We start from the raw sequence: 19,452 nt of genomic DNA, 5'->3' as shown, positions 1-19,452 counted from the left end.
CCGGCGTGGTGTCCACCGAACCGCGCTCGTTCACTCCACTATGGTCACTCATCGACCGGCGGTGGCGCATCGGGTGTGCGCGGGCGGGGCCGCAGGTCATCCCCACACCAGGAGTTCTCCCGAGTCCGCCATGCCCACGGAGAACCCCAAGGCGACCCGGCGCGCGCCCTGGCCCGGTCGTACGGCGTGGAAGTTGCGGGGGTCCAGCAGCAGGGCCTCGCCGACGACCGGGCGGATCAGCAGTGCCTCGGCGTCGCCGACGACGGACTCGGCGTAGCCGTAGGAGGCGTGCGGGAGCCGGAGCCGTTCGTCGTCGGGGTGCCAGCGGTGGCGCCAGATCACGGTCTCGCCGCCCCGGTCAGGGACGCTGAGGTAGAGGTTGAACGCGAACTGCGCGATCAGGTTGGCGTCCAGCAGGTTCCCGGTGAACTCCCGGATCGCGTCATCGAAGTGGATCTGGAAGCCGCCGTTCGGTTCGCGGGCCACGCCGGGGCCCATCTCGCGTCCGCCGGAGCGGCCCACCAGCACCGGGTGCGGCCAGTGCGCCCCCAACGCCGTGCGGCACCGCTCGAACGGGTCGAACGGCAGGTCCAGGTCCTGCCACATTCGTCTGCTCGCCAGCAAAGCGGTCCAGTAGCTCGGCGCGATCCGGCCGTCCGCGCGGTGGTCGCTCACCCCCACCCCGCAGCGCATGACCGCGGGCTGGATCCGGTCGGTGTCGTAGGTGTCGAACGCCCGTTCGGACAGCGCCCGCATGATCTCGGCGCACTCGTGGGCGGGGAGCAGGTCCGGGACCCGGATCGCGGCGGTGCGGCCCGCCGCGAGATCGGCGATGGCGTCCCGGTGGAACGCGGACGAGGTGACGGTGGTGAAGAAAGGGTCATGGGTTGCCGCGGAGATCATGGGCCGCTCCACATCCTCGCACTCTTTTCCGATCGTCCGATCGGTGCGGCGAAGGTAACACGGAGCGCGACCCGGCTCCACGCCCAGCTGCGCCAATGCCACTGATAGAGCAATGTAACCGGCGTGGCGGGTCCATTTTTTGTCAACAACCGCACGCGTGGTCGTGCTCAGCACCCCCGGTACATCCGCAGGTCGAGCTCCATGGCGCCGTGGTCGGCGTCGAGTGTTTCGCGGACCAGCCGCTGCGCCATTTCCAGCCGAGAGGCGGATGTCTCGTCATGGCCCGCGATTTCCCGGGCGCCGATAATCATATCTTCTGGCTTTCCTGCAACCATATCGGTTCTCCTGTCTGATGCGTCCTTGTGTCTGTCCTCGTGTCTACGCTTTCGTGTCGCGATACAACCGTACACCACACCGTCAGGGTACTCGATCGAGTGAAGAGTGGATTAAAACTCCACTAAGAGTCAGTCATCATATCTTTGGTCCTCTCCAGAAGTTCGCGTGTCCGGCCCGTGGCTTGGTGCTCCGGTCCCAGCACTTTCGCCTGGTGCGCCAGCAGGTCGACCAGGTCCTCCACCACCTCTTCGGTCCGGCCGAGGTCGAGGTGCGCCATGGCGAGGCTGTACCGCAGGTTCATCGCGATGGGCGAATCGCGTTTGCGCACCGCGGCCAAGGCGGTCTTGAAGGCCCGCTCCGCCTCCGGCGCCCGCCCCGACTTCAGCAGGATCACCCCCAGCGTCCGGTACACCGCCAGGGTTTCCGGGCCGCCCCTCGACCAGAGCCGTTCGCGGACCTCGAGGACGTCCCGGATCATCGCCTCCGCCTCGGTCAGGCCGCCGAGGTGGTAGACCGTGCGGGCCAGGCTGTGCCGCACGGCCAGCGTGTCGGGGTGCTCCGGGCCGCGCACGAAGTACTCCGCCCGCACGATCGAGCGCAGCAGTGGCTCGACCTCTTCCCATCGCGCCTGCTCGAGCAGCGCCTTGGCCAGCTTGTGCCTGCTGGCGAGCGTGTCGGCGTGGTCCTCGCCGAGTACCTTGGACCGCGCATCGACCACCTCCCGGAACTCCCGCTCGGCGATGCCCGGGCGCTCCGCCTCCAGTTCGATGCGGCCGTGCTCGTGGCGCGGCCCCAGCACCTCGCGGTCGTCGCGGTCGAAGCCGATGGTGTCGAGCCTGCCGAGCACGCCGTCGAGGAGTTCGCGCGCCGGGGTGAGCAGGCCGATCGCGATGAGGTACCGCACGGTCAGCCGGGTCAGCTCGAGGGCATCCGCCACGACCTTTCGGTCGGTGGGCGGCGTGCCGCGCACCAGGACGGCGCGGCAAACCTCGAAAGCGTGTGGGGCGATGATGTCCCACACCGCCCAGTTCTCCGCGTGGTCGGGTTCGTGCGCGGCCGTGGCCTCGATCATCATCCGCACGTTCAGGCCGTAGAACTCGCCGCGCCGGGCCCGCACTTGCGGGTCCTCGCGCAGCAACCCGTGCACGACCGGGTGCAGCGAGATCGCGGCGGTGAGCCGGGGGTCGTCCACCCGTTCGAACGGTTGCGGGGAGACCAAGCCGAGCTGTTTCAGCCCTACGAGCGCGCGTCGGCGTTCATCCGGGGTGAACCGGCCCAGCAGCGCGGATCCCGTCGCGGCCTCGGTGTCGAGCAGCAAGTGGTGTGGGATCGGCATGACGCTCAGGCACCCCAGCAGTTTCAGCAGCACGGGCGCTTGCGGCACGCCACTCGCCGTGAGCAGGTTGAGGGATAGCTGGAACACCTCGCGGACCGGGTCCAGCCCGAGTGGCTCGTCGCCCCATTCCCGAGAACCCGCGGGTGCCTGGAACCGGTCCCGCATCGCCGCGCGGTAGGTAGCGAAATCCGTGATGCCGTCGGTGGGTGGGAGCATGCCCTCCCGCACGGAGTCGAGGTAGTCGCCCGCCGCCCGCAGCGCCAGCGGAAGCCCGCCCAGGTCCGCGGAGAGCAGCCGGGCCTGTTCGTTCGTCCCGGCTTCCGGGACGTGGTCCATGAGCACCGCCGCACCGTCGACGGGCTCCAGCCCACGCAGAACCCGCAGCTCACACCACTGGCCCCAGGTCCGCCGCTCCTGGATCCGGCTGGTGACCAGGACCGCTCCGAGCTCGCTCATCAGTGGGCGCAGCCACCCGGTCCCATCGGCCACCGGCGCTCCCGCGCCCATGCGCTCGGTGTTGTCGACGTTGTCGAACACCAGCAGCCAGGGGTGCGGGTACGCCTCCAACAGCCGCCACACCAGGTCCGGTCCGGTACCCCGGCGCCAAGCCCGAGCGGTCTCCGATTCCGATCCGCCGAGGTCGAGGGCCACCAGGCGCATCCCGGAAGCCAGCCTGGTCTCGTCGACCCACCAGACTCGTCTGCCGTCGCGCCGGGCCCGGTGGGTGATCTCCAGGGCCACGCTGCTCTTGCCGCACCCGCCCATGCCGCTGAGCACCCACACGGCGCGCGGATCGGTGAGGACTTCGGCAACGACCTTGTCGCGCCCGTAGAGGTGCCTGGGCAGGCGCCCGAACGGCGGCGTCACGGTTCCCGCGGCGTGCGGATCGATCTCCGCCGCAGCCCGAGGCCGGTCTGCGGGGCCGGGATCGGGCTGTTCGGCGATCTGCTGATCGGGGTGTGGTCGCGGGACGACGGTGGCGAGCACCTGGCTGAGCACCCGGTAGGCCAGCATGTCGTGGTCATCGGGCTGGATGATCGTCCGGTGGTCGCCCTCGACCCGTTCGGTGTGCGGGAAGACCGCGCGGGCGGACGCGGGCGACACCACGTTGTCGGTCTCGCCCGCGCACGCGGTGAATGGGATGGGGCACTCGGAGTCCCCGACCCGGGTCGCGTTGATCACCGCGTGGACCACGGTGCGTTGGGTCTCGGCGATCGCGTCCGCGTAGGGGCGCAGGGCGCGTTCCTGGCTGTTGCGGAAAAGCAGCAGTTTGCGGATCGTGAGCATGAACTGGGAGCCGTTGTTGGGGCACGCGTACAACACGATGTGTTTTATCCGGGCGAGTTGGGTTCCCTGTCGGTCGTTGAGTGTGCGGGTGACGAACCGCTGAACCACCAAGCCGCCCTGGCTGTGGCCGACGATGACAACACGTTCGGCATCGGCGAGTTTCGTCGTGTAGGTGGTGCGTAGCTTGTCGGCGACGTCGTCGAGGTTGGGGATTCGTCTGCTCGGCCGGAACGAGTATTTCTTCGACACGTATTCGAAGGTGGAGACCCGGACTTTCCCGCGTAACTCCTCGTCCGTCTCGAGAAGCTCGGTGAACCGGTTCCAGACCGCCGGGGAGGAGAACAAGCCGTGTACGAACACGATGTGGACGGGTGCGGTCATCGCGGGGTTCACCTCCTGGTCCCGGTGCGCGCCGCCACCGGACCGATAGCGCGTCGCGCGGGATGTCGTACGTCTGCGCGGTCACGTTACGGTTGTGTTCGCGGGTGGTGGGACGGGCAGCAACCACTTCACCCATCGGGCCTAACCCGAGGGTCGGGAATCCGCAGTGCTGCGCATTTGGCACAACGAGGACAAATATCGGACACGCGATTCCCGGCAGGCTTATCCGAGTAGGTGGTCGAGCCAGGTCCTGGTTCGGTCGTGCGGGTCGAGTGGTGCTCGTGTTCCTTGAGGCGGTGGACTTCCCCCTGGTAGACCACATGCTCGTATTCGACGCCGAAGTGGCGCAACGCGCGGCGCGCCAGGTGAGGGGGTCGTCGGCCGGACCCGCGTGCACGTCCGCCCGTTCGTGGTGGCGACAGGTTGCCGGACAGGCGCCGCGGTTCGACGGTCGGTTCCATGAGGGTCCACCTGGGACGCGGACCTTCAGGAGCGCAGGAACTCCAGGATCGGTTCGGTCTGGCCGATGATCGAGTGCGCGACGTCCGGCAGGATCCGGACCTCCGCGTGCGGTACCGCGCCGCGGGTCCGGCGTGCGGTGTCGTGGGAGTCGAACATGGCGTCGTGGGCGCCGACGATCACCAGTACCGGCATGGTCAGTCGGCGCAGGGACTCGTCCGGGAATACCGGGAGGCGGTCCCGGCGCGGCTGGAAGTGGGTGAAGATCAGGGCCAGGTAGTCCGCCACCTCCGGTGTCTCCCGGACGTCCACACCCGCCACCGCCTTCAACGACCGGTTCATGCCCCACCGGCCGAAAGGCTTGTACAGCAACGCTTTGAACAGGAAGCCCACCTTCTGCCGCCCCAGGCCGCCCGGGCACAGCAGGGCGAGGCGGTCCACCCGCTCCGGTCGTCGGGTCGCGTAGTCCAGGGCCAGCCAGCCGCCTAGGGAGGTGCCGGTGATGGCGGTCCGGTCGAGGCCCAGGTGGTCGAGGACGTTGTCGAGCCACAGGGCGTGGGCGGGCGAGTCCAGTGGGGGGCGGGCGGGGGAGGAGAGGCCGGGTTCACCGATCATGTCGACGGCGTGCACGCGGAAGTGCGCCGACCACGCTGCCACGTCGCCCCTCCACATCGCCGCGTTCGAGCCCGAGCCGTGCAGGAGTAGGAGTGGCGGCGCGTCCTCCGGGCCGCTCACCAGCACGAACGTCTCGCCCTCCCGGGTCGGTACCCGGACTCGGGACGCCGGGACCGGCCAGTGGGCGAGGGTCTGCTCGTAGCGGCGCAGGATCTCCCGCTGCCCCGCCTCCGACTTGTAGATGGTCATATAAGTACCTTAACAACCTCATGCAACCCTGTTTGGGGGTGTTTAGGTAACGATAAGACGGTCAGGAATGGAGAAGCGCAGGTCACCGGCCCGCGCCTAGCGTTTGGGGCATGACGAACGCACTCGAGCACATCACCCTGGAAGTCACCGACGTCACCGCCGCGGAGCGCTTCTACGCCGCCTTCGGGCTCGGCGACCGCCTCCGCCTGCGGGCCTCGGACGCGCCGACCGCCGGCTTCCGCGGCTTCACCCTCTCCCTGGTGGTGTCGCGGCCCGCCGACGTCCGCGCCTTGGTCGACGCCGCCGCCGCGGCGGGCGCCACGGTCGTCAAGCCCGTCACCAGGTCCATGTGGGGCCACGGCGGCGTGGTGCGGGCCCCGGACGGCACCATCTGGAAGGTCGCGACGTCGGCGAAGAAGGAGAACGGCCCGGCCACCGGCGAGATCGACAGCGTCGTGCTGCTGCTCGGTGTGGCCGATGTGGTCGCCAGCAAGAAGCTCTACCTCGACCACGGGTTGACCGCGGGCAAGAGCTTCGCCCGGATGTACGTCGAGTTCGACACCGCTCCGGTCAAGCTCGCCCTGTACCGCCGCAAGGCCCTCGCCAAGGACGCCGGTGTGGCGCCCGAGGGCACCGGCTCCCACCGCATCGCCCTCGGCGGCACCGACGCCTTCACCGACCCGGACGGTTTCACCTGGGGCACGACCGTCGCGGCGGCGTCCTGATGTGCGTGTACCCGCCCGGCGTCCGGGTGCCGCCCGTCGACGCCGCGCCCGAGGACGCCGAGTGCGACGAGGGGGCGCCCGCCGAAGATCCGCGCACTACGTCCGCCGCGGCTACTTCGCCCGTATGACGCGAAAGGGACGAACGACCGGGGCTCCGGCGGCTATCGGTGAATCGCATGGCAATCGAGAGAACGTTGGCAGCACAGCGTTTCCCGCGAAGTCCGTGCTACCTTCCTGAGAATGCGCGCATCTTCGACACGCGGTCGTGTGACCGTCGCATTAGCCAAGACGTTCGCGGCGTTGGCTTCCGTGGTGGCCCTGGTGGGGTCCGGCGCGGTCGCCCACGCGGACGTGTCCCAGGAGGCCAAGCGGATCTGTGCGTGCACGGGTCCCTCGATCGACCGCTACCAGCAGTGGATCGCCTCCGGTGAGGGCCAGACGATCCCGGCCACCGGCAGCCTGCTGGTGCGCGAGGGCCGCGGCTACGCGGCGAAGGTGACCTTCGTCGGCGCCGAGTGGCACGTCGCCGTTCTCTGGCTGGGCAACAAGTTCGACGCGCAGGCGAACCTCTCCCGCTCGTCCGGCTTCTGGCTGACCTACAGCGCCACCGACGACCTGTACGTCCAGTTGCGCCCCGCCTCGCACTGGAGCGGCGGCGACAAGTGGCTGACCAAGCTGCCCTCGACGGGCGGCCAGGTCGTGCAGAAGTTCTTCAGCTTCGCCGCCGACAACTGGACCTGGCTGCCGGAGCTCGGCCAGCCGTCCTACTCGTTCGCCTCGGCGCTGAGCGAGGCGCGCGGTTTCGTGTTCGTCGGCAAGACCGCGAACAAGATCTCCTTCCGCGGTCTGAGCATCGACGGCTACCAGCCGCCCTGCCCCTGAGTGCCCACCGAACCGCCCGCTCGTCGTCCACTGAGGACGGTGGGCGGGCGGTTCCGCGTCGGCGGGGTGGAGGCGCGCATCAACCGATCGGTTGATGCGCGCCTCCACCCGATGATCTCGGAAGCACCGCTCCGCGGTCGATCCGCCGACCCCGTGCCGCGCGCCACGCTGGTGGCATGGCAATCATCCAGGTCGACAACCTCGTCAAGCGCTACGGCGACCACACGGCCGTGGACGGTGTCGGCTTCACCGTCGACGAGGGCGAGATCTTCGGCATCCTCGGCCCCAACGGCGCGGGCAAGACCACGACCGTCGAGTGCGTCGAGGGGCTGCGCACCCCCGACGACGGCGTCATCCGGGTGTGCGGCCTGGACCCGCGCCGCGACGAGGCCGACCTGCGGCAGGTGCTCGGCGCGCAGCTGCAGGAGAGCGAGCTGCCGGACAAGCTCCGCGTCGACGAGGCGCTGGAGCTCTACAGCTCCTTCTACCGCGCCCCCGTCGACTGGCGCGAACTGGCGGACACCCTCAACCTCACCGACAAGCTCGGCACCCGCTTCAAGCAGCTCTCCGGCGGCCAGAAGCAGCGCCTGTCCATCGCCCTGGCCCTGGTCGGCGACCCCCGGGTCGCGGTGCTCGACGAGCTGACCACCGGACTCGACCCCCAGGCCCGCCGCGACGTGTGGGACCTGATCGAGCGCGTCCGGGCGCGCGGCGTCACGATCCTGCTGGTCACGCACTTCATGGAGGAGGCGGAGCGGCTCTGCGACCGGCTCGCCGTGATCGACGCGGGCCGTCTCGTCGCCATCGACACCCCGGCGGGCCTGGTCGCCAAGGTCGACGACCGGCAGCGGATCCGCTTCCGCCCCTCCGGCCCGCTGGACCACGCGGTGCTGACGGCCCTGCCCGAGGTCACCGCCGTCGAACGCGCGGGCAGCCAACTCGTCGTCACCGGCACCGGGAACCTGCTGCTGGCGATCACCACCGTCCTGGCGCGCGAGCACGTCATCGCCGCCGACCTGCGGGTGGAACAGACCACTCTCGACGACGCCTTCGTGGCCCTCACCGGCCGTCCCATCGAACCCTGACACCCCTTGCCCGCCCGATCGGGCGCGGTGCCCTGAAGGGGGAGCGGGCGCGCGTTGTCGCGGGCTCGCGAGGCACCACGCCCGATCGGGCTGCCACCGCGTCCGACCCGATTTCGAGGAGATGACCTTGTCCGCGCTCGTCCGGCTGACCGCCACCGAGACCAAGCTGTTCTTCCGCGAACCCATGGCCGTGTTCTTCGCGCTGGCCTTCCCGCCCGTGCTGCTGGTGATCCTCGGGTCCATCCCGTCGATGCGCCAGGCCGACCCGGCGCTCGGCGGCGCGCGGGGCATCGACCTCTACGCGCCGATCCTCATCGCCATGGCCATCACCATGTTCGCGATCAGCGGCCTGCCCCAGCAGTTCACCACCTACCGAGAGAAGGGCGCGCTGCGGCGCATGCGGACCACACCGGTCAAACCGGTCGTCCTGCTCGGCGCGCAGCTGCTCATGGCCACGATCCTGTCCGCCGCCACCACGGCCGTCGTGCTGGCCGTCGGCAGGCTGGCGTTCGACGTCCGGCTGCCCCAGCAGCCGCTCGGCTACCTCGTCGGGTACGCGCTGGCCGCGCTCGCGATGTTCGCCATCGGCCTGCTCGTGGCCGCGCTGGCGCCGACGGGCAAGAGCGCGGGCGCCATCGGCACCGTGCTGTTCTTCCCCATCCTGTTCTTCGCGGGCCTGTGGGTGCCGCGCGAGGCGATGGGGGCGGTGCTGCGCCGGATCAGCGACCTGACCCCGCTCGGCGCGGGCGTGCAGGCGCTGCGCGACGCCGCGCTCGGTCACTGGCCGCAGCCGCTGCACCTGGCGGTCATGCTGGGGTGGACGATCGTGGCGGGTGGGTTGGCCGGGCGGTACTTCCGCTGGGAATGATGGCGTCGGTCAGGACGGGGAGGGTGGGATGGTGAGCATCGAGGCCGAGTTGCGGGCGGAGTACGACCGCTGGGAACGGGACCAGGCCAGGGTCTACGGCGTCCTGCCGTACTTCCTGCTGGCCGTCAGCGCCCTGATCACGCTGGTCCAGCAGGTCTGGCGGGTGCCGGTGCCGGTCGTGCCCGTGCTCGCGCTCAGCGCGGCGGCCGCGCTCTGGCTGCTGTGGTTCCACACCCTGAACCCGCGGTGGCACGACAACCGCCCGCTCATGGTCGTCTACTACGTCGGCCTGCTGGTGCTGTCGGCGAACCTGGTCGTGATCGCGCCCTGGTACGCCTTCTTCAACCTCATCGGCTACGCCCACGCCTTCCGGTACCTGGTGGGCCACTGGCGCTACGCCGGGGTCGCGGGCACGGCGCTGATCGCGGCGGCGTCGTACCTCGGTGGCCGGGTCGGCCCGGACGACTGGTGGGCGTGGCTGGTCCTCGGCCTGATCACCATGGTGCTGGCCGGGGTGTTCGCGCACTTCACCGAGATGGCGCTGGTGCGCAACGTCCGGCAGAAGCGGGCGCTGGCCGAGCTGCACGTGGCCAACGCCAAGCTGGAGGCCGCGCTCGCGGAGAACGCGGCCCTGCACGCCCAGCTGCTGGTCCAGGCCCGCGAGGCCGGGGTGCTCGACGAGCGGCAGCGGATGGCCAGGGAGATCCACGACACCCTGGCCCAGGGCCTGGCGGGCGTCCTCACCCAGCTCCAGGCCGCCGAGCAGACCCTGGGCGACCGGCCGACCTCGCGCAGGCACCTCACGGCCGCGACGAACCTGGCCCGCGAGAGCCTCACCGAGGCCCGCCGCACCGTGCACGCGGTCGAGCCCTCGGTGCTCGCCGAGGCCCGGTTGCCCGACGCGATCAGCGAGGTGACCAAGCGCTGGGCGGAGGTCAACCACGTCGCCGCGGTGCTGACCACCACCGGCCACGCCCGCCCGCTGCGCGCCGACATCGAGGTGGCGCTGCTGCGGACCGCGCAGGAAGCCCTGGCGAACGTCGCCAAGCACGCCAAGGCGGGCCGGGTCGGGCTCACCCTGTCCTACATGGAGGACCTGGTGACGCTCGACGTGCGCGACGACGGAGTGGGTTTCGAGCCGAACACCAGGCGCGCCAACGGTTCCACCGACGGCGGGTTCGGCATCGCCGGGATGCGCCACCGCGTCCAGCGGCTCGCGGGCAGGCTGGACATCGAGTCCGAGCCGGGCGGCGGTACCGCCGTGTCGGCGACCGTGCCCGCCATCGGGGTGGAGGGCGCGCGGTGATCTCGCTGTTGATCGTCGACGACCACCCCGTCGTGCGCGACGGCCTGCGCGGCATGTTCAGCGCCGACCCCCGCTTCACCGTCCTGGGCGAGGCGGCCGACGGCGCCGAGGCCATCGCCGCGGGCGCGGCGCTGCGGCCGGACGTGATCCTCATGGACCTGCGCATGCCCAACACCGACGGCGTCACCGCCATCAAGGAGCTGACCGAGCGCGGCGTCCCGGCGCGGGTCCTGGTCCTGACCACCTACGACACCGACGCCGACGTCCTCGCCGCCATCGAGGCGGGCGCCACCGGCTACCTGCTCAAGGACGCGCCCCGCGAAGAGCTCTTCCGCGCCGTGGAGGCCGCCGCCCGGGGTGAGGCGATCCTCGCGCCCACCGTGGCCACCCGCCTCATGGGGCAGATCCGCCGCCCGGCCGCGGAACCGCTCTCCCAGCGCGAACTCGAGGTGCTCGAACTCATCGCCCGCGGCTCGACGAACCGCGAGGCCGCCAGGCAGCTGTTCATCAGCGAGGCCACCGTCAAGACCCACCTGCTGCACGTCTACTCGAAACTGGGCGTCAACGACCGCACTTCGGCCGTGACCACGGCCATCGCGCGCGGTTACATCTCGCCTTCGGTCGAGAACTGACTTTCCGCGACCGGTCCGGGGTGGCACAGTGTCCACTGTGCACGATGACCCGGCCCGTCACCGCGACCGCGGCTGGCGGCTGTCCCGGTTCGCGGGCACCATCCTGGTCGTCTGCCCGCGCTGCGGTGGCCGCGCGTCGGCGGTGACCCGGCCCGGGCTGCCGGAACTCCGCTACTACACCGAATACCAGTACCGCCCGCGCCGCCTGGTCTGCGCGGGCTGCGGTGTCGTCGCCGAGTGGGAGGCCGAGTTCAGGGGTGGCGCGCTGTACGGCGCGACGCTCGGCGGCACGGAGGACCCGTTCTTCGGGCAGCCGCTGTGGCTCCAGGTCCGCTGCGCGGGCCGGATCCTGTGGGCGTACAACGCCGAGCACGTCACCGAACTCGCCGAGTACCTCGCCGCCCGGCACCGGGAACGCGGCGCGCTCCGCCCGACCATGTCCCTGTTCGCCCGCCTGCCGCGGTGGATGAAGGTCGCCGCCCACCGCGATGAGGTTCTCGCGGGTTTGGCGAAGCTCCAGGAGTTGGCGGACAGGTCGATGCCCGCGGATCGCTCCGCCGCCGCGCACGCGCACGACGTCCACCCCCGCCCTCGCAGGGAGTCCTTCTACCGCGGCCGCCCGTACTGACCATCATCCGACTGGCCGATGGCGGGTTGAGCGCGTCTGACGATGGTCCCGGTCCGCGCGGGGCGCCACGATGTCGTGGTGTCCGTGTTCAAGGTCGAGGCCAGGCTGTTCCTGCGCGAGCCCGGGGCGTTGTTCTGGGTGCTCGCCTTCCCATCGCTGCTGCTCCTCGGGTTCGGCCTGATCCCGGGCTATCGGGAGGCGATCGGGTTCGCCATGCCCGGAATCGTCCTCGTGGCCCTCGGCGCGGCGGGCCTGCTGACCCTCCCGAGCACCCCTGACCGGCTACCGCGAACGCGGCGTCCTGCGCGGGCTGCGGATGACCCCGGCCCGGCCCGCCACCCTACGCAGTTCACTGCGGGCGTCTACGTTCCGGGTCCACCACCTCCCTGACGTCGTCGCCCTGACCCCGTTCGGCGCCGCCGCGCAGGCCCTGACCGACACCGCGCTCGGCGACCGGCCGTGGTCGCCGTTGGTCGTCCTGACACTGTGGACAGTCGTGCTGCTCGCCGCCGCGATCCGCTGGTTCCGCTGGGAGTGATCGGGCATGGTGGACGCGTGACAGCCGAGGCGGGGTGGACCCGGTTCCTCCGGTGGGGGCCGTACGCGCTGCTCGCCCTGAGCGCCGTCGCCGCCGCCGCGACGGCGCGACGGCGCGCACGCTGATGTCCCCGACGGAGGTCTACGTCGCCGCGGCGCTGGTCGCGGCGGCGGTGTGCTGGCAGCTGGCGCGGCCCGGGCCGGTCGTGTACTTCGCGGTGCGGACCGCGCTCGCGTTCGCCCTGGCGCGGGCCCTCGACGAGAACTCCGCGCTCCAGGCCAGGCTCGTCGCGCGGGCGCGCGAAGCCGGTGTCACCGCGGAGCGCCGCCGTCTGGCGGCCGACCTGCACGACACCATGGTCCAGGGCGTGGTCGGTGTCGTCACCCAGCTCCAAGCCGCCCTCGACACCGACGGCCCCACCTCGCGCGCGCACACGGAGAGGGCGCTCGGCCTGGCCGTCCACAGCCTCGGCGAGGCCCGCCGGTCGGTGCACGACCTCACCCCGGGCGCGCTGGAGAACCGCACCCTGCCCGAGGCGCTGCGGGAAACGGTCGACCGCTGGTCCACCACCGCCGCGGCCCGCCTGGACCTCACGGTCGTGGGCACCGGGGAGCCCCTGCACGAGGAGATCGAGTCGACCCTGTTGCGGATCACGGAGGAAGCCCTGAACAACGTCGCCGAGCACGCGCGGGCCGAACGCGTCGGCGTCACCCTCTCCTACGGCGACGACGAGGTCACCCTGGACGTCCGCGACAACGGCAGCGGGTTCGACCCGACCACCCCGCCCCACCCCGGCGACGGCGGCGGCTTCGGCCTGGCAGGCATGCGGCTGCGCGCCTCCCGGGTCGGCGGTGTGGTCGACATCGAGTCCGAACCGGGCGCGGGCACCGCGGTCTCGGCCGGGTCCCCGCGGTCCGCCGATGATCACCCTGCTGCTGGTCGACGACCACCCCGTCGTCCGCAACGGCCCGCACGGCATGTTCGCCGCCGCCCCGGACTTCGAGGTGCTCGGGGCGGCCGCGGGCGGCGCGGAGGCGGTGGCCATGGCCCAGCGGCTCGACCCGGACGTCGTGCTGATGGACCCGCGGATGCCGGAAGGCGGTGGGGTGGCGGCGATCCGCGAGCTGACCGCGCGCGGCCTCCGGTGCCGGGGCCTGGTCCTGACCACCTACGACACCGATGCCGACGTGATCCCGGCGATCAAGGCGGGCGCCACCGGCTACCTGCGCGAAGCCGCCCACCGCGACGAGCTGTTCGAGGCCGTCCGGGCCGCGGCGGAGAACCGGACCGTGCTCTCCCCGGCCATCGCCGCGCGCCTGGTCGAGGGGATCCGCGCCCCGGTCGGGCACCGCCCCCTGAGCGCGCGCGAACTCGACGTGCCGGCGCTGGTGGCGCGGGGAACGACGAACCGGGAGATCGCCAGGACCCTGTTCATCAGTGAGGCCACGGTCAAGACGCACCTGACCCACCTCTACGCGAAACTGGAGGTCACCGACCGCGCCGCCGCCGTGGCGACCGCCTACGAACGCGGGATCCGCACGCCCCGCCCACCCGACCGGTGAGGTGACCGGGTCGGCCCCGCTCGCATGCGGATCCGTGAGTCGACCAGGTTCTCGACCGCCCTCGTCCGCCGGTGTGCGCGCGTTCCGGCTTCGACTCGACCGGCGCGCCTGAGCCGTCTCGTCCGCGAACCGTATGGTGGGGGAGGGGTGGTCGGATGATCGAGCAGCGCGCACGGGTGTGGTTGGGTGTGTTGCGGCACACCGTCCTCACCGGAACCGGTCGCGCCACGAGCCGATCCACCGCGTTGCACCGGCTGCGCGTGCTCGCCGTCCTCGGCTACGGACTCTGGGCGGCTTTCGTGTCGATGGCCGCCGGGTCCGCGCCGCGCGGCACCCTCGTCGTCAACGGCCTCCTCACCCTGGTCCCGTGCCTGCTCGCCACGCGCTCGTCGCTGTGGGCTTGGCGCGCTCTGGTCGTGGGCATCGTCGTGACGCCGCTGCTCCCGTCCACCCTGGTCGGCTTCTGGGGTTGGCCGTGGCCTCCGGGGCTGGCCATGGTCGCCGCGCTCGTCTTCGCGCTCGTCGGCGCCAACAACGACCAGCTCGCGGTGGCTTGCGCGGGTCTCTTCTCCGCCGCCGCCGTCATCCCGTTCCCGACCGACTGGCGCGACGCCGCGTTCGCCGTGGTGCTCGGCGCGATCCCGTTCTTCCTCGGCAACGCCGTCCGCCAGCGCCGGGTGGCCGAGCGGGCCAGGGCGGCGGACCGGGAGCGCGGGCTCGCCGAGGAGGCGCGGGCCGCGCTGGTGGCGGCGCGGACCGGCATCGCCCGCGAGCTGCACGACGTCGTCGCCCACCACATGTCCGTCCTCGCCGTCCGCGCGGACTCGGCCCGGTACCGGTTCCCCGGCCTCGACGACGACGCGCGCCGCGAGTTCGCCGACCTGGCGGGCACGGCCCGCGAGGGCCTCACCGAACTGCGCAGGCTCCTCGGCGTCCTGCGCTCCGACGACCACGACACCCTCCTGGTCCCGCAGCCGGGATTGACCGCGATCGGCGACCTGGTCGACCGCGTCCGGACCGCGGGTACTTCTTGTGACCTCGACGTTCGCGGAGACTTGGCGGCCGTGCCGACCGGGGTCGCGCTGTCGGTGTGCCGGATAGCCCAAGAGGCGCTGAGCAACGCGATCCGGCACGCGCCCGGCGCGCCGGTGACCGTCGAGCTGGTCACCGAACCCGGTGCGGTCCGCTTGGTCGTCGACAACGGTCCCGGTGACGGGTCGGGTCCGCGCCAGGACGGCGCCGGTCACGGCCTGGTCGGCATGCGCGAACGGGCCGCTGTGCTCGCCGCGGACCTCGAGGCGCGGCCCCGGCCGGACGGCGGTTTCCGGGTCGCCCTGACCGTGCCACTGGAGGACGAGCAGTGATCTCGGTGGTCATCGCCGACGACCAGACCATGGTCCGGCAGAGCTTCCGCGCCGTGCTCGACGCCCAACCCGACATGCGGGTCGTCGGCGAGGCGCCGGACGGGGCCGTCGCCGTCGCGCTGTGCGCGGACCTCGCGCCGGACGTGGTCCTGATGGACGTGCGGATGCCCGTGCTCGACGGCCTGGAGGCGACCCGACGGGTGGTCGCCGACCACGACACCAGGGTCCTGATGCTCACCACCTTCGACATCGACGAGTACGTCTTCGGCGGGCTGCGCGCGGGCGCCAGCGGGTTCCTGCTCAAGGACGCGCCCCTCGACGACCTGGTCACCGCCGTCCGGATGGTCGCCGCGGGCAACGCCCTCTTCGCCCCGACCATCACCCGCCGCCTCATCGGCGAGTTCGCCCGCGCGTCGACCCCGGTCAGTGCCGCCCGGCTGGCCGACCTGACCGCCCGCGAGACCGACGTCCTGCGCCTCGTGGCCCGCGGCCTGTCCAACGGCGAGATCGCCGCGTCCCTGGTGATCGCCGAGCAGACCGTGAAGTCCCACGTCAGCCGGATCTTCACCAAGCTCGGCGTCCGGGACCGCGCGCAGGCCGTGGTGGTCGCGTACGAGGCGGGTCTGGTGGTGCCCGGTGTCGACTAGTACCGGGGTAGGGGTGGGCGTACCGGGGTAGTCCCGCCGAATGCGCACCACCGCGCGATGTTTTCCTGAGGCGCGCCGAGCATTGTGGCCGCATGGACTGGTCTACCGCCCTGCGCGTCCACGCCACGACGATCACCGTCGGCGCCGTCACGACCGCGCTCGCCGTCTTCTGCTGGCTTGCCGACACCCCGCTGGGCATCGACTCGGCGGTGTACCGCGCGGGTGGTTATGCCGTACTCCACGGGCAATCCCTCTACGCCCACCTATCCGCGATTCCCGCTTGGTCGCCGGATCTTCCCTTCACCTATACGCCTTTCGCGGCAATGGTTTTCGCCCCGTTCTCCGCTCTGCCCCCGCAACTGTGCTGGGGTGTCCTCTCGCTGGCCGCCGCACCCGCCCTCCACGTCTCGCTCCGCCCCTTCACCACCAGCCCTCTCCCGCTCATCGCCGCGTTCGCGCTGCAACCGGTGTGGCAGAGCATCGGATTGGGACAGGTGAACCTCATCTTGATGGCCGCCGTGGTGGCCGATGTACTCCTCCTCGGAGGCTCGCGCTACTGCGGTGTCGCGATCGGTATCGTGGCCGCCATCAAGCTGATCCCGCTCATCTTCATCGCCCACCTGCTGTTGACCAGGCGTGTCGCCGACGCTGCTCGTGCCCTGGCCGCGTTCGTCGTCGCCACGGGTCTCGGCTTCCTCGTCTTACCCGCGGACTCGATCCACTACATGACGACCGCGATGTTCAACCGCCACTTCGCCGACGCGAAGGGCTGGGTGGGGAACCAATCCTGGCAGGCCTTCGTCGCGCGCACCTTCCCCGACGGTCCACAAGCGACCTTCCTGGTCATCGGCGCCACTGCCGCCTTCGTCCTCACAACCGCCTGGCTGGTGCGACGCCTGCCCGACGACCGCGTCGCCCTCCTGGCCACCGCGGGGTGCTCGCTCCTGATCAGCCCGATTTCCTGGACCCACCACTGGGTCTGGGTCGTCCCCGCCATCGGCCTCCTCTGGCAGCGGCGAAAACACACCCTGGCCTTGGCCACGGCCTTCCTCTTCACCGGATGGACGATCAACGCGGTCCCGGCGGGCGACGAGCGGGCCTGGGACCTCCCGCGGGCCGTCTTCGGCAACGCCTACCTGCTCGCACTCCTCACCGCCGCCTGCGCCCTGATCGCTGTGAGCAGCGGCAAGGCCAGGCGCCCTACCGGTCAGGCCGCTTGCCGTAGGGAGTCGTCCACCAGGTAGTCGACGAGGTGGCGGGTGGCGGTGTTGAGTCGGGAGGCGACTTGGTGGCGGCTCACGCCGCGGCGCTTGGCCGCGGTTGTCCGGTCGTCGCCGGGGAATCGGGAGCCGAGCTTGTCTTTGATGGACGGAAATGTGCGTAAGGCGCGGCTCTGACAGTGGCGGACAGGGGCTGTCAGAGCCCTGCCGGCGTCGTGTGCGCGGGGTGCCGGCGGTGGGCGTCAAGGTTGGTGGAGTTCACGACTTCGACCAAACCTGGAGTGGCGACATGCGCGAACCCGTTACGATCATCGGCGCTGGGCTCGGCGGCCTCACGCTGGCCCGAGTGCTGTGCGTGCACGGCATCCCGGCCGCGGTGTACGAGGCCGAGGAGTCCCCGTCCGCGCGTGCGCAGGGTGGGATGCTCGACATCCACGACTACAACGGTCAACTCGCCGTGGCCGCGGCCGGATTGATGGACGAGTTCCGTGGCCTCATCCTCGATGGCCGCCAAGCCATGCGGGTTCTTCAGCAGGACGGGACCTTGCTGCTCGACAAGGCCGACGACGGCACCGGTGGGCGTCCCGAGGTGCAGCGCGGTGAACTGCGGCGGATGCTGCTCGACTCCCTCCCCGACGGCACGGTCCGCTGGGGGCGCAAAGTCACCGGCGCGAACCCGCTGGGCGGCGGTCGCCACGAGGTGACCTTCGCCGACGGCACCACCGCCACCACGAACCTGCTCGTCGGCGCGGACGGCGCCTGGTCGCGGGTCCGCCCCCTGCTCTCGCCCGCTGCGCCCGAGTACTCCGGTACCTCGTTCGTCGAGACGTACCTCTTCGCCGCCGACACGCGGCATCCCCTGGCCGCGAAGGTGGTCGGGGGTGGGTCGCTGATGGTTCCCGCGCCGGACAAGGGGATCCACGTCCACCGCGAACGCGGCGACACCCTGCACGCCTACATCTCGCTCGACCGCCCGCTGGAGTGGTTCGAGGCCATCGACTTCACCGACCCCGCCGAGGCCGCCGCGCGCGTGGCGGGGGAGTTCGACGGGTGGGCGCCGGAGCTGACCGCGCTGATCACCGACGCCGACACGGCGCCGCTGTGGCGGCCGAGCTACGCGTTGCCCGCCCGCCACCGGTGGAACCGGGTGCCGGGGGTGACCCTCGTCGGTGACGCCGCCCACCTCGCGGTCCCGGACGGCGAGGGCGCCAACCTGGCCATGCTCGACGGCGCGGAACTCGGCGCGGCCGTGGCCGCCCACCCCGGCGACGTCGAGGCCGCCATCACCGAGCACGAGCGGGCCATGTTCACCCGCCTCGCGACGCCCGTCGAGGACGCCGTCATCCTGGCGAGCCTGTTCGGCGACGACGTGCCCCAGGCCATGATCGACATGTTCAACGACTACGTGCGGTCGCGGTGAGCTGTCGACGTCCGGTCCTGTACTGACTGTTTTACGGGGGAATCGCCCGGTTTTGCGAGGGGGTCCGGTGGAGATTCGGGTTGTCGGGGAGGCGTCGGCACCGTTCCTGTCGATCTCGGGTTCCCGAGCGGCGCTGGAGTGGCTCGGTGGGCACCTGCGGACCGCGAGCGGAAGCCTCGATCTCGCGTCGGGAGACCCGGATCCGTACGACTACGTCGTGGACCGCCTCGAACACGCCGTCACCGACGGGCCCCTGGTGGTGAGCGAGTCCGCCGACCGCCGGGTCGTCCGCTTCACCGGTGGGCCGTGGGCGTTCGACACCATCGCGGCCACGTTCGAGCACGTCGCCCAGGAGGCGCTCGACAACCACCACCAGCACGTCGAACACCTCCCGATCGACCACCCGTTGTGCGGGCCCGACTCGATCCCGTTCGTCATCGAGTTCCCCTGACGTCGAAAGGGGCGCGGCCGCCGCGGAAGGGGGGAGTGCCGCGACGGCCGCGCCGACCGGGACGGATGGGGCTATCCGTCCCGGAGCCTTGCCGGGGGGCGACTTCGTCGTCCTCCCCCGGTTCGGCGGGGAGGGGGCGGCGAGGGCGTCGCCCCGTGGTCGGGGTGCGGGGCGCTCAGCGCGGGCCCGCGCTCCGGTGGGCGGCCATCGCCGCGGACACCGTGTCGATCGCGGTGCCCAGCGCGTCGACGTAACCGTCGAGCACGACCGCGAAGGTCAGGTCGTCGTTCTCCGCGCGGCGACCCGCGTCGTCGGCGCCCACCGGGACGGCGCGGGTCTGCCAGCCGACGGCCTCGTCCCGCAGTTCGCGCAGCGCGACCAGCAGCCGGGCGCCGGACCCCGGGTCGATGGCGGTCCGGTCGGCGCGGACGTGGTCGATCAGCTTGACGACGCCGGTGATCGCCGCGCGCATCGCCGTGCCGTCGCCGGGGGCCCGCGCCAGCGGGCTGTCGGGATGTTCCGGGGTGCTCACGGTTCTCCTCGGTCGGTGGGCGGGTG

Annotated in this window: 20 protein-coding genes and 1 pseudogene; 15 read left to right on the top strand and 6 right to left on the bottom strand. The window is 71.3% G+C overall.

Features of this window, described 5'->3' with window-relative positions:
* Positions 1–96: 96 nt before the first annotated feature.
* From CLV40_RS23115 to CLV40_RS23105, 4 genes are all read right to left on the bottom strand, one after another.
* Positions 97–903, bottom strand: a complete 807-nt coding sequence (locus CLV40_RS23115; protein WP_104481066.1) for a 2OG-Fe(II)-dependent halogenase WelO5 family protein — start codon at positions 901–903, stop codon at positions 97–99.
* A 167-nt stretch (positions 904–1,070) separates the two neighbouring features.
* Positions 1,071–1,238, bottom strand: a complete 168-nt coding sequence (locus CLV40_RS38230) for a hypothetical protein (RefSeq protein ID WP_181043675.1) — start codon at positions 1,236–1,238, stop codon at positions 1,071–1,073.
* Positions 1,239–1,360: 122 nt separating this feature from the next.
* On the bottom strand, positions 1,361–4,243 hold the full coding sequence (locus CLV40_RS23110) for an alpha/beta fold hydrolase (protein WP_146108190.1): 2,883 nt from the start codon (positions 4,241–4,243) through the stop codon (positions 1,361–1,363).
* A gap of 486 nt (positions 4,244–4,729) precedes the next feature.
* A complete protein-coding gene (locus CLV40_RS23105; RefSeq protein ID WP_104481064.1) occupies positions 4,730–5,566 on the bottom strand; it encodes an alpha/beta fold hydrolase in 837 nt (278 codons plus the stop codon).
* 110 nt (positions 5,567–5,676) lie between these two features.
* Between CLV40_RS23105 and CLV40_RS23100 the strand changes: the two genes are divergently transcribed.
* From CLV40_RS23100 to CLV40_RS39035, 8 genes are all read left to right on the top strand, one after another.
* Positions 5,677–6,291 carry a VOC family protein gene (locus tag CLV40_RS23100; RefSeq protein ID WP_104481063.1) on the top strand — a complete coding sequence of 205 codons (615 nt, stop codon included), beginning with the start codon at positions 5,677–5,679 and terminating at the stop codon, positions 6,289–6,291.
* A 267-nt stretch (positions 6,292–6,558) separates the two neighbouring features.
* On the top strand, positions 6,559–7,173 hold the full coding sequence (locus CLV40_RS23095) for a hypothetical protein (RefSeq protein ID WP_374065081.1): 615 nt from the start codon (positions 6,559–6,561) through the stop codon (positions 7,171–7,173).
* 176 nt (positions 7,174–7,349) lie between these two features.
* Entirely contained in the window at positions 7,350–8,258 is a 909-nt protein-coding gene (locus CLV40_RS23090) for an ABC transporter ATP-binding protein (protein WP_104481062.1), read from the top strand.
* A gap of 127 nt (positions 8,259–8,385) precedes the next feature.
* Positions 8,386–9,126, top strand: coding sequence for an ABC transporter permease (locus CLV40_RS23085; RefSeq protein WP_104481120.1), 741 nt, complete (start codon positions 8,386–8,388; stop codon positions 9,124–9,126).
* A gap of 31 nt (positions 9,127–9,157) precedes the next feature.
* Positions 9,158–10,432, top strand: coding sequence for a sensor histidine kinase (locus CLV40_RS23080; RefSeq protein ID WP_104481119.1), 1,275 nt, complete (start codon positions 9,158–9,160; stop codon positions 10,430–10,432).
* Positions 10,429–11,064 carry a response regulator gene (locus tag CLV40_RS23075; RefSeq protein ID WP_104481061.1) on the top strand — a complete coding sequence of 212 codons (636 nt, stop codon included), beginning with the start codon at positions 10,429–10,431 and terminating at the stop codon, positions 11,062–11,064. Before CLV40_RS23080 ends, CLV40_RS23075 begins: the two co-directional genes overlap by 4 nt.
* Positions 11,065–11,101: 37 nt before the next feature.
* A complete protein-coding gene (locus tag CLV40_RS39040) occupies positions 11,102–11,692 on the top strand; it encodes a hypothetical protein (protein ID WP_219824075.1) in 591 nt (196 codons plus the stop codon).
* Between the two features lie 78 nt (positions 11,693–11,770).
* Positions 11,771–12,082, top strand: coding sequence for a hypothetical protein (locus tag CLV40_RS39035; protein WP_219824074.1), 312 nt, complete (start codon positions 11,771–11,773; stop codon positions 12,080–12,082).
* 289 nt (positions 12,083–12,371) lie between these two features.
* Here CLV40_RS39035 and CLV40_RS39030 read toward each other — a convergent pair whose 3' ends face one another.
* The gene (locus tag CLV40_RS39030; protein WP_219824073.1) at positions 12,372–12,545 is read right to left on the bottom strand and encodes a hypothetical protein; all 174 of its coding nucleotides are present in this window, start codon (positions 12,543–12,545) and stop codon (positions 12,372–12,374) included.
* Here CLV40_RS39030 and CLV40_RS40875 point away from each other — a divergent pair.
* The 7 genes and pseudogenes from CLV40_RS40875 to CLV40_RS23030 all read left to right on the top strand — a co-directional run.
* A pseudogene (locus CLV40_RS40875) lies at positions 12,472–13,119 on the top strand (sensor histidine kinase); the annotation flags it as partial. The gene CLV40_RS39030 and the pseudogene CLV40_RS40875 sit on opposite strands and share 74 nt — an antisense overlap.
* 31 nt (positions 13,120–13,150) lie before the next feature.
* Complete coding sequence (locus CLV40_RS23055; protein WP_104481060.1) at positions 13,151–13,792, top strand: response regulator; 642 nt, start codon at positions 13,151–13,153, stop codon at positions 13,790–13,792.
* A 155-nt stretch (positions 13,793–13,947) separates the two neighbouring features.
* Positions 13,948–15,156: a sensor histidine kinase gene (locus tag CLV40_RS23050; protein WP_104481059.1), complete on the top strand. Its 1,209-nt coding sequence runs from the start codon at positions 13,948–13,950 to the stop codon at positions 15,154–15,156.
* A complete protein-coding gene (locus CLV40_RS23045; RefSeq protein WP_104481058.1) occupies positions 15,153–15,803 on the top strand; it encodes a response regulator in 651 nt (216 codons plus the stop codon). The genes CLV40_RS23050 and CLV40_RS23045 overlap by 4 nt, the downstream gene beginning before the upstream one ends.
* Before the next feature lie 92 nt (positions 15,804–15,895).
* A complete protein-coding gene (locus CLV40_RS23040; protein WP_104481057.1) occupies positions 15,896–17,047 on the top strand; it encodes a glycosyltransferase 87 family protein in 1,152 nt (383 codons plus the stop codon).
* Between the two features lie 265 nt (positions 17,048–17,312).
* Complete coding sequence (locus CLV40_RS23035; protein WP_104481056.1) at positions 17,313–18,443, top strand: FAD-dependent oxidoreductase; 1,131 nt, start codon at positions 17,313–17,315, stop codon at positions 18,441–18,443.
* Between the two features lie 67 nt (positions 18,444–18,510).
* Complete coding sequence (locus CLV40_RS23030; RefSeq protein ID WP_104481055.1) at positions 18,511–18,894, top strand: Imm32 family immunity protein; 384 nt, start codon at positions 18,511–18,513, stop codon at positions 18,892–18,894.
* Positions 18,895–19,069: 175 nt separating this feature from the next.
* Here CLV40_RS23030 and CLV40_RS23025 read toward each other — a convergent pair whose 3' ends face one another.
* On the bottom strand, positions 19,070–19,426 hold the full coding sequence (locus CLV40_RS23025) for a hypothetical protein (RefSeq protein WP_104481054.1): 357 nt from the start codon (positions 19,424–19,426) through the stop codon (positions 19,070–19,072).
* Positions 19,427–19,452: the final 26 nt, after the last annotated feature.

The organism is Actinokineospora auranticolor (assembly GCF_002934265.1).
Classification (GTDB): Bacteria; Actinomycetota; Actinomycetes; order Mycobacteriales; family Pseudonocardiaceae; genus Actinokineospora; species Actinokineospora auranticolor.
Note: the sequence above shows the minus strand (reverse complement) of the source record. Positions and strands in the feature narration are given on the sequence as shown.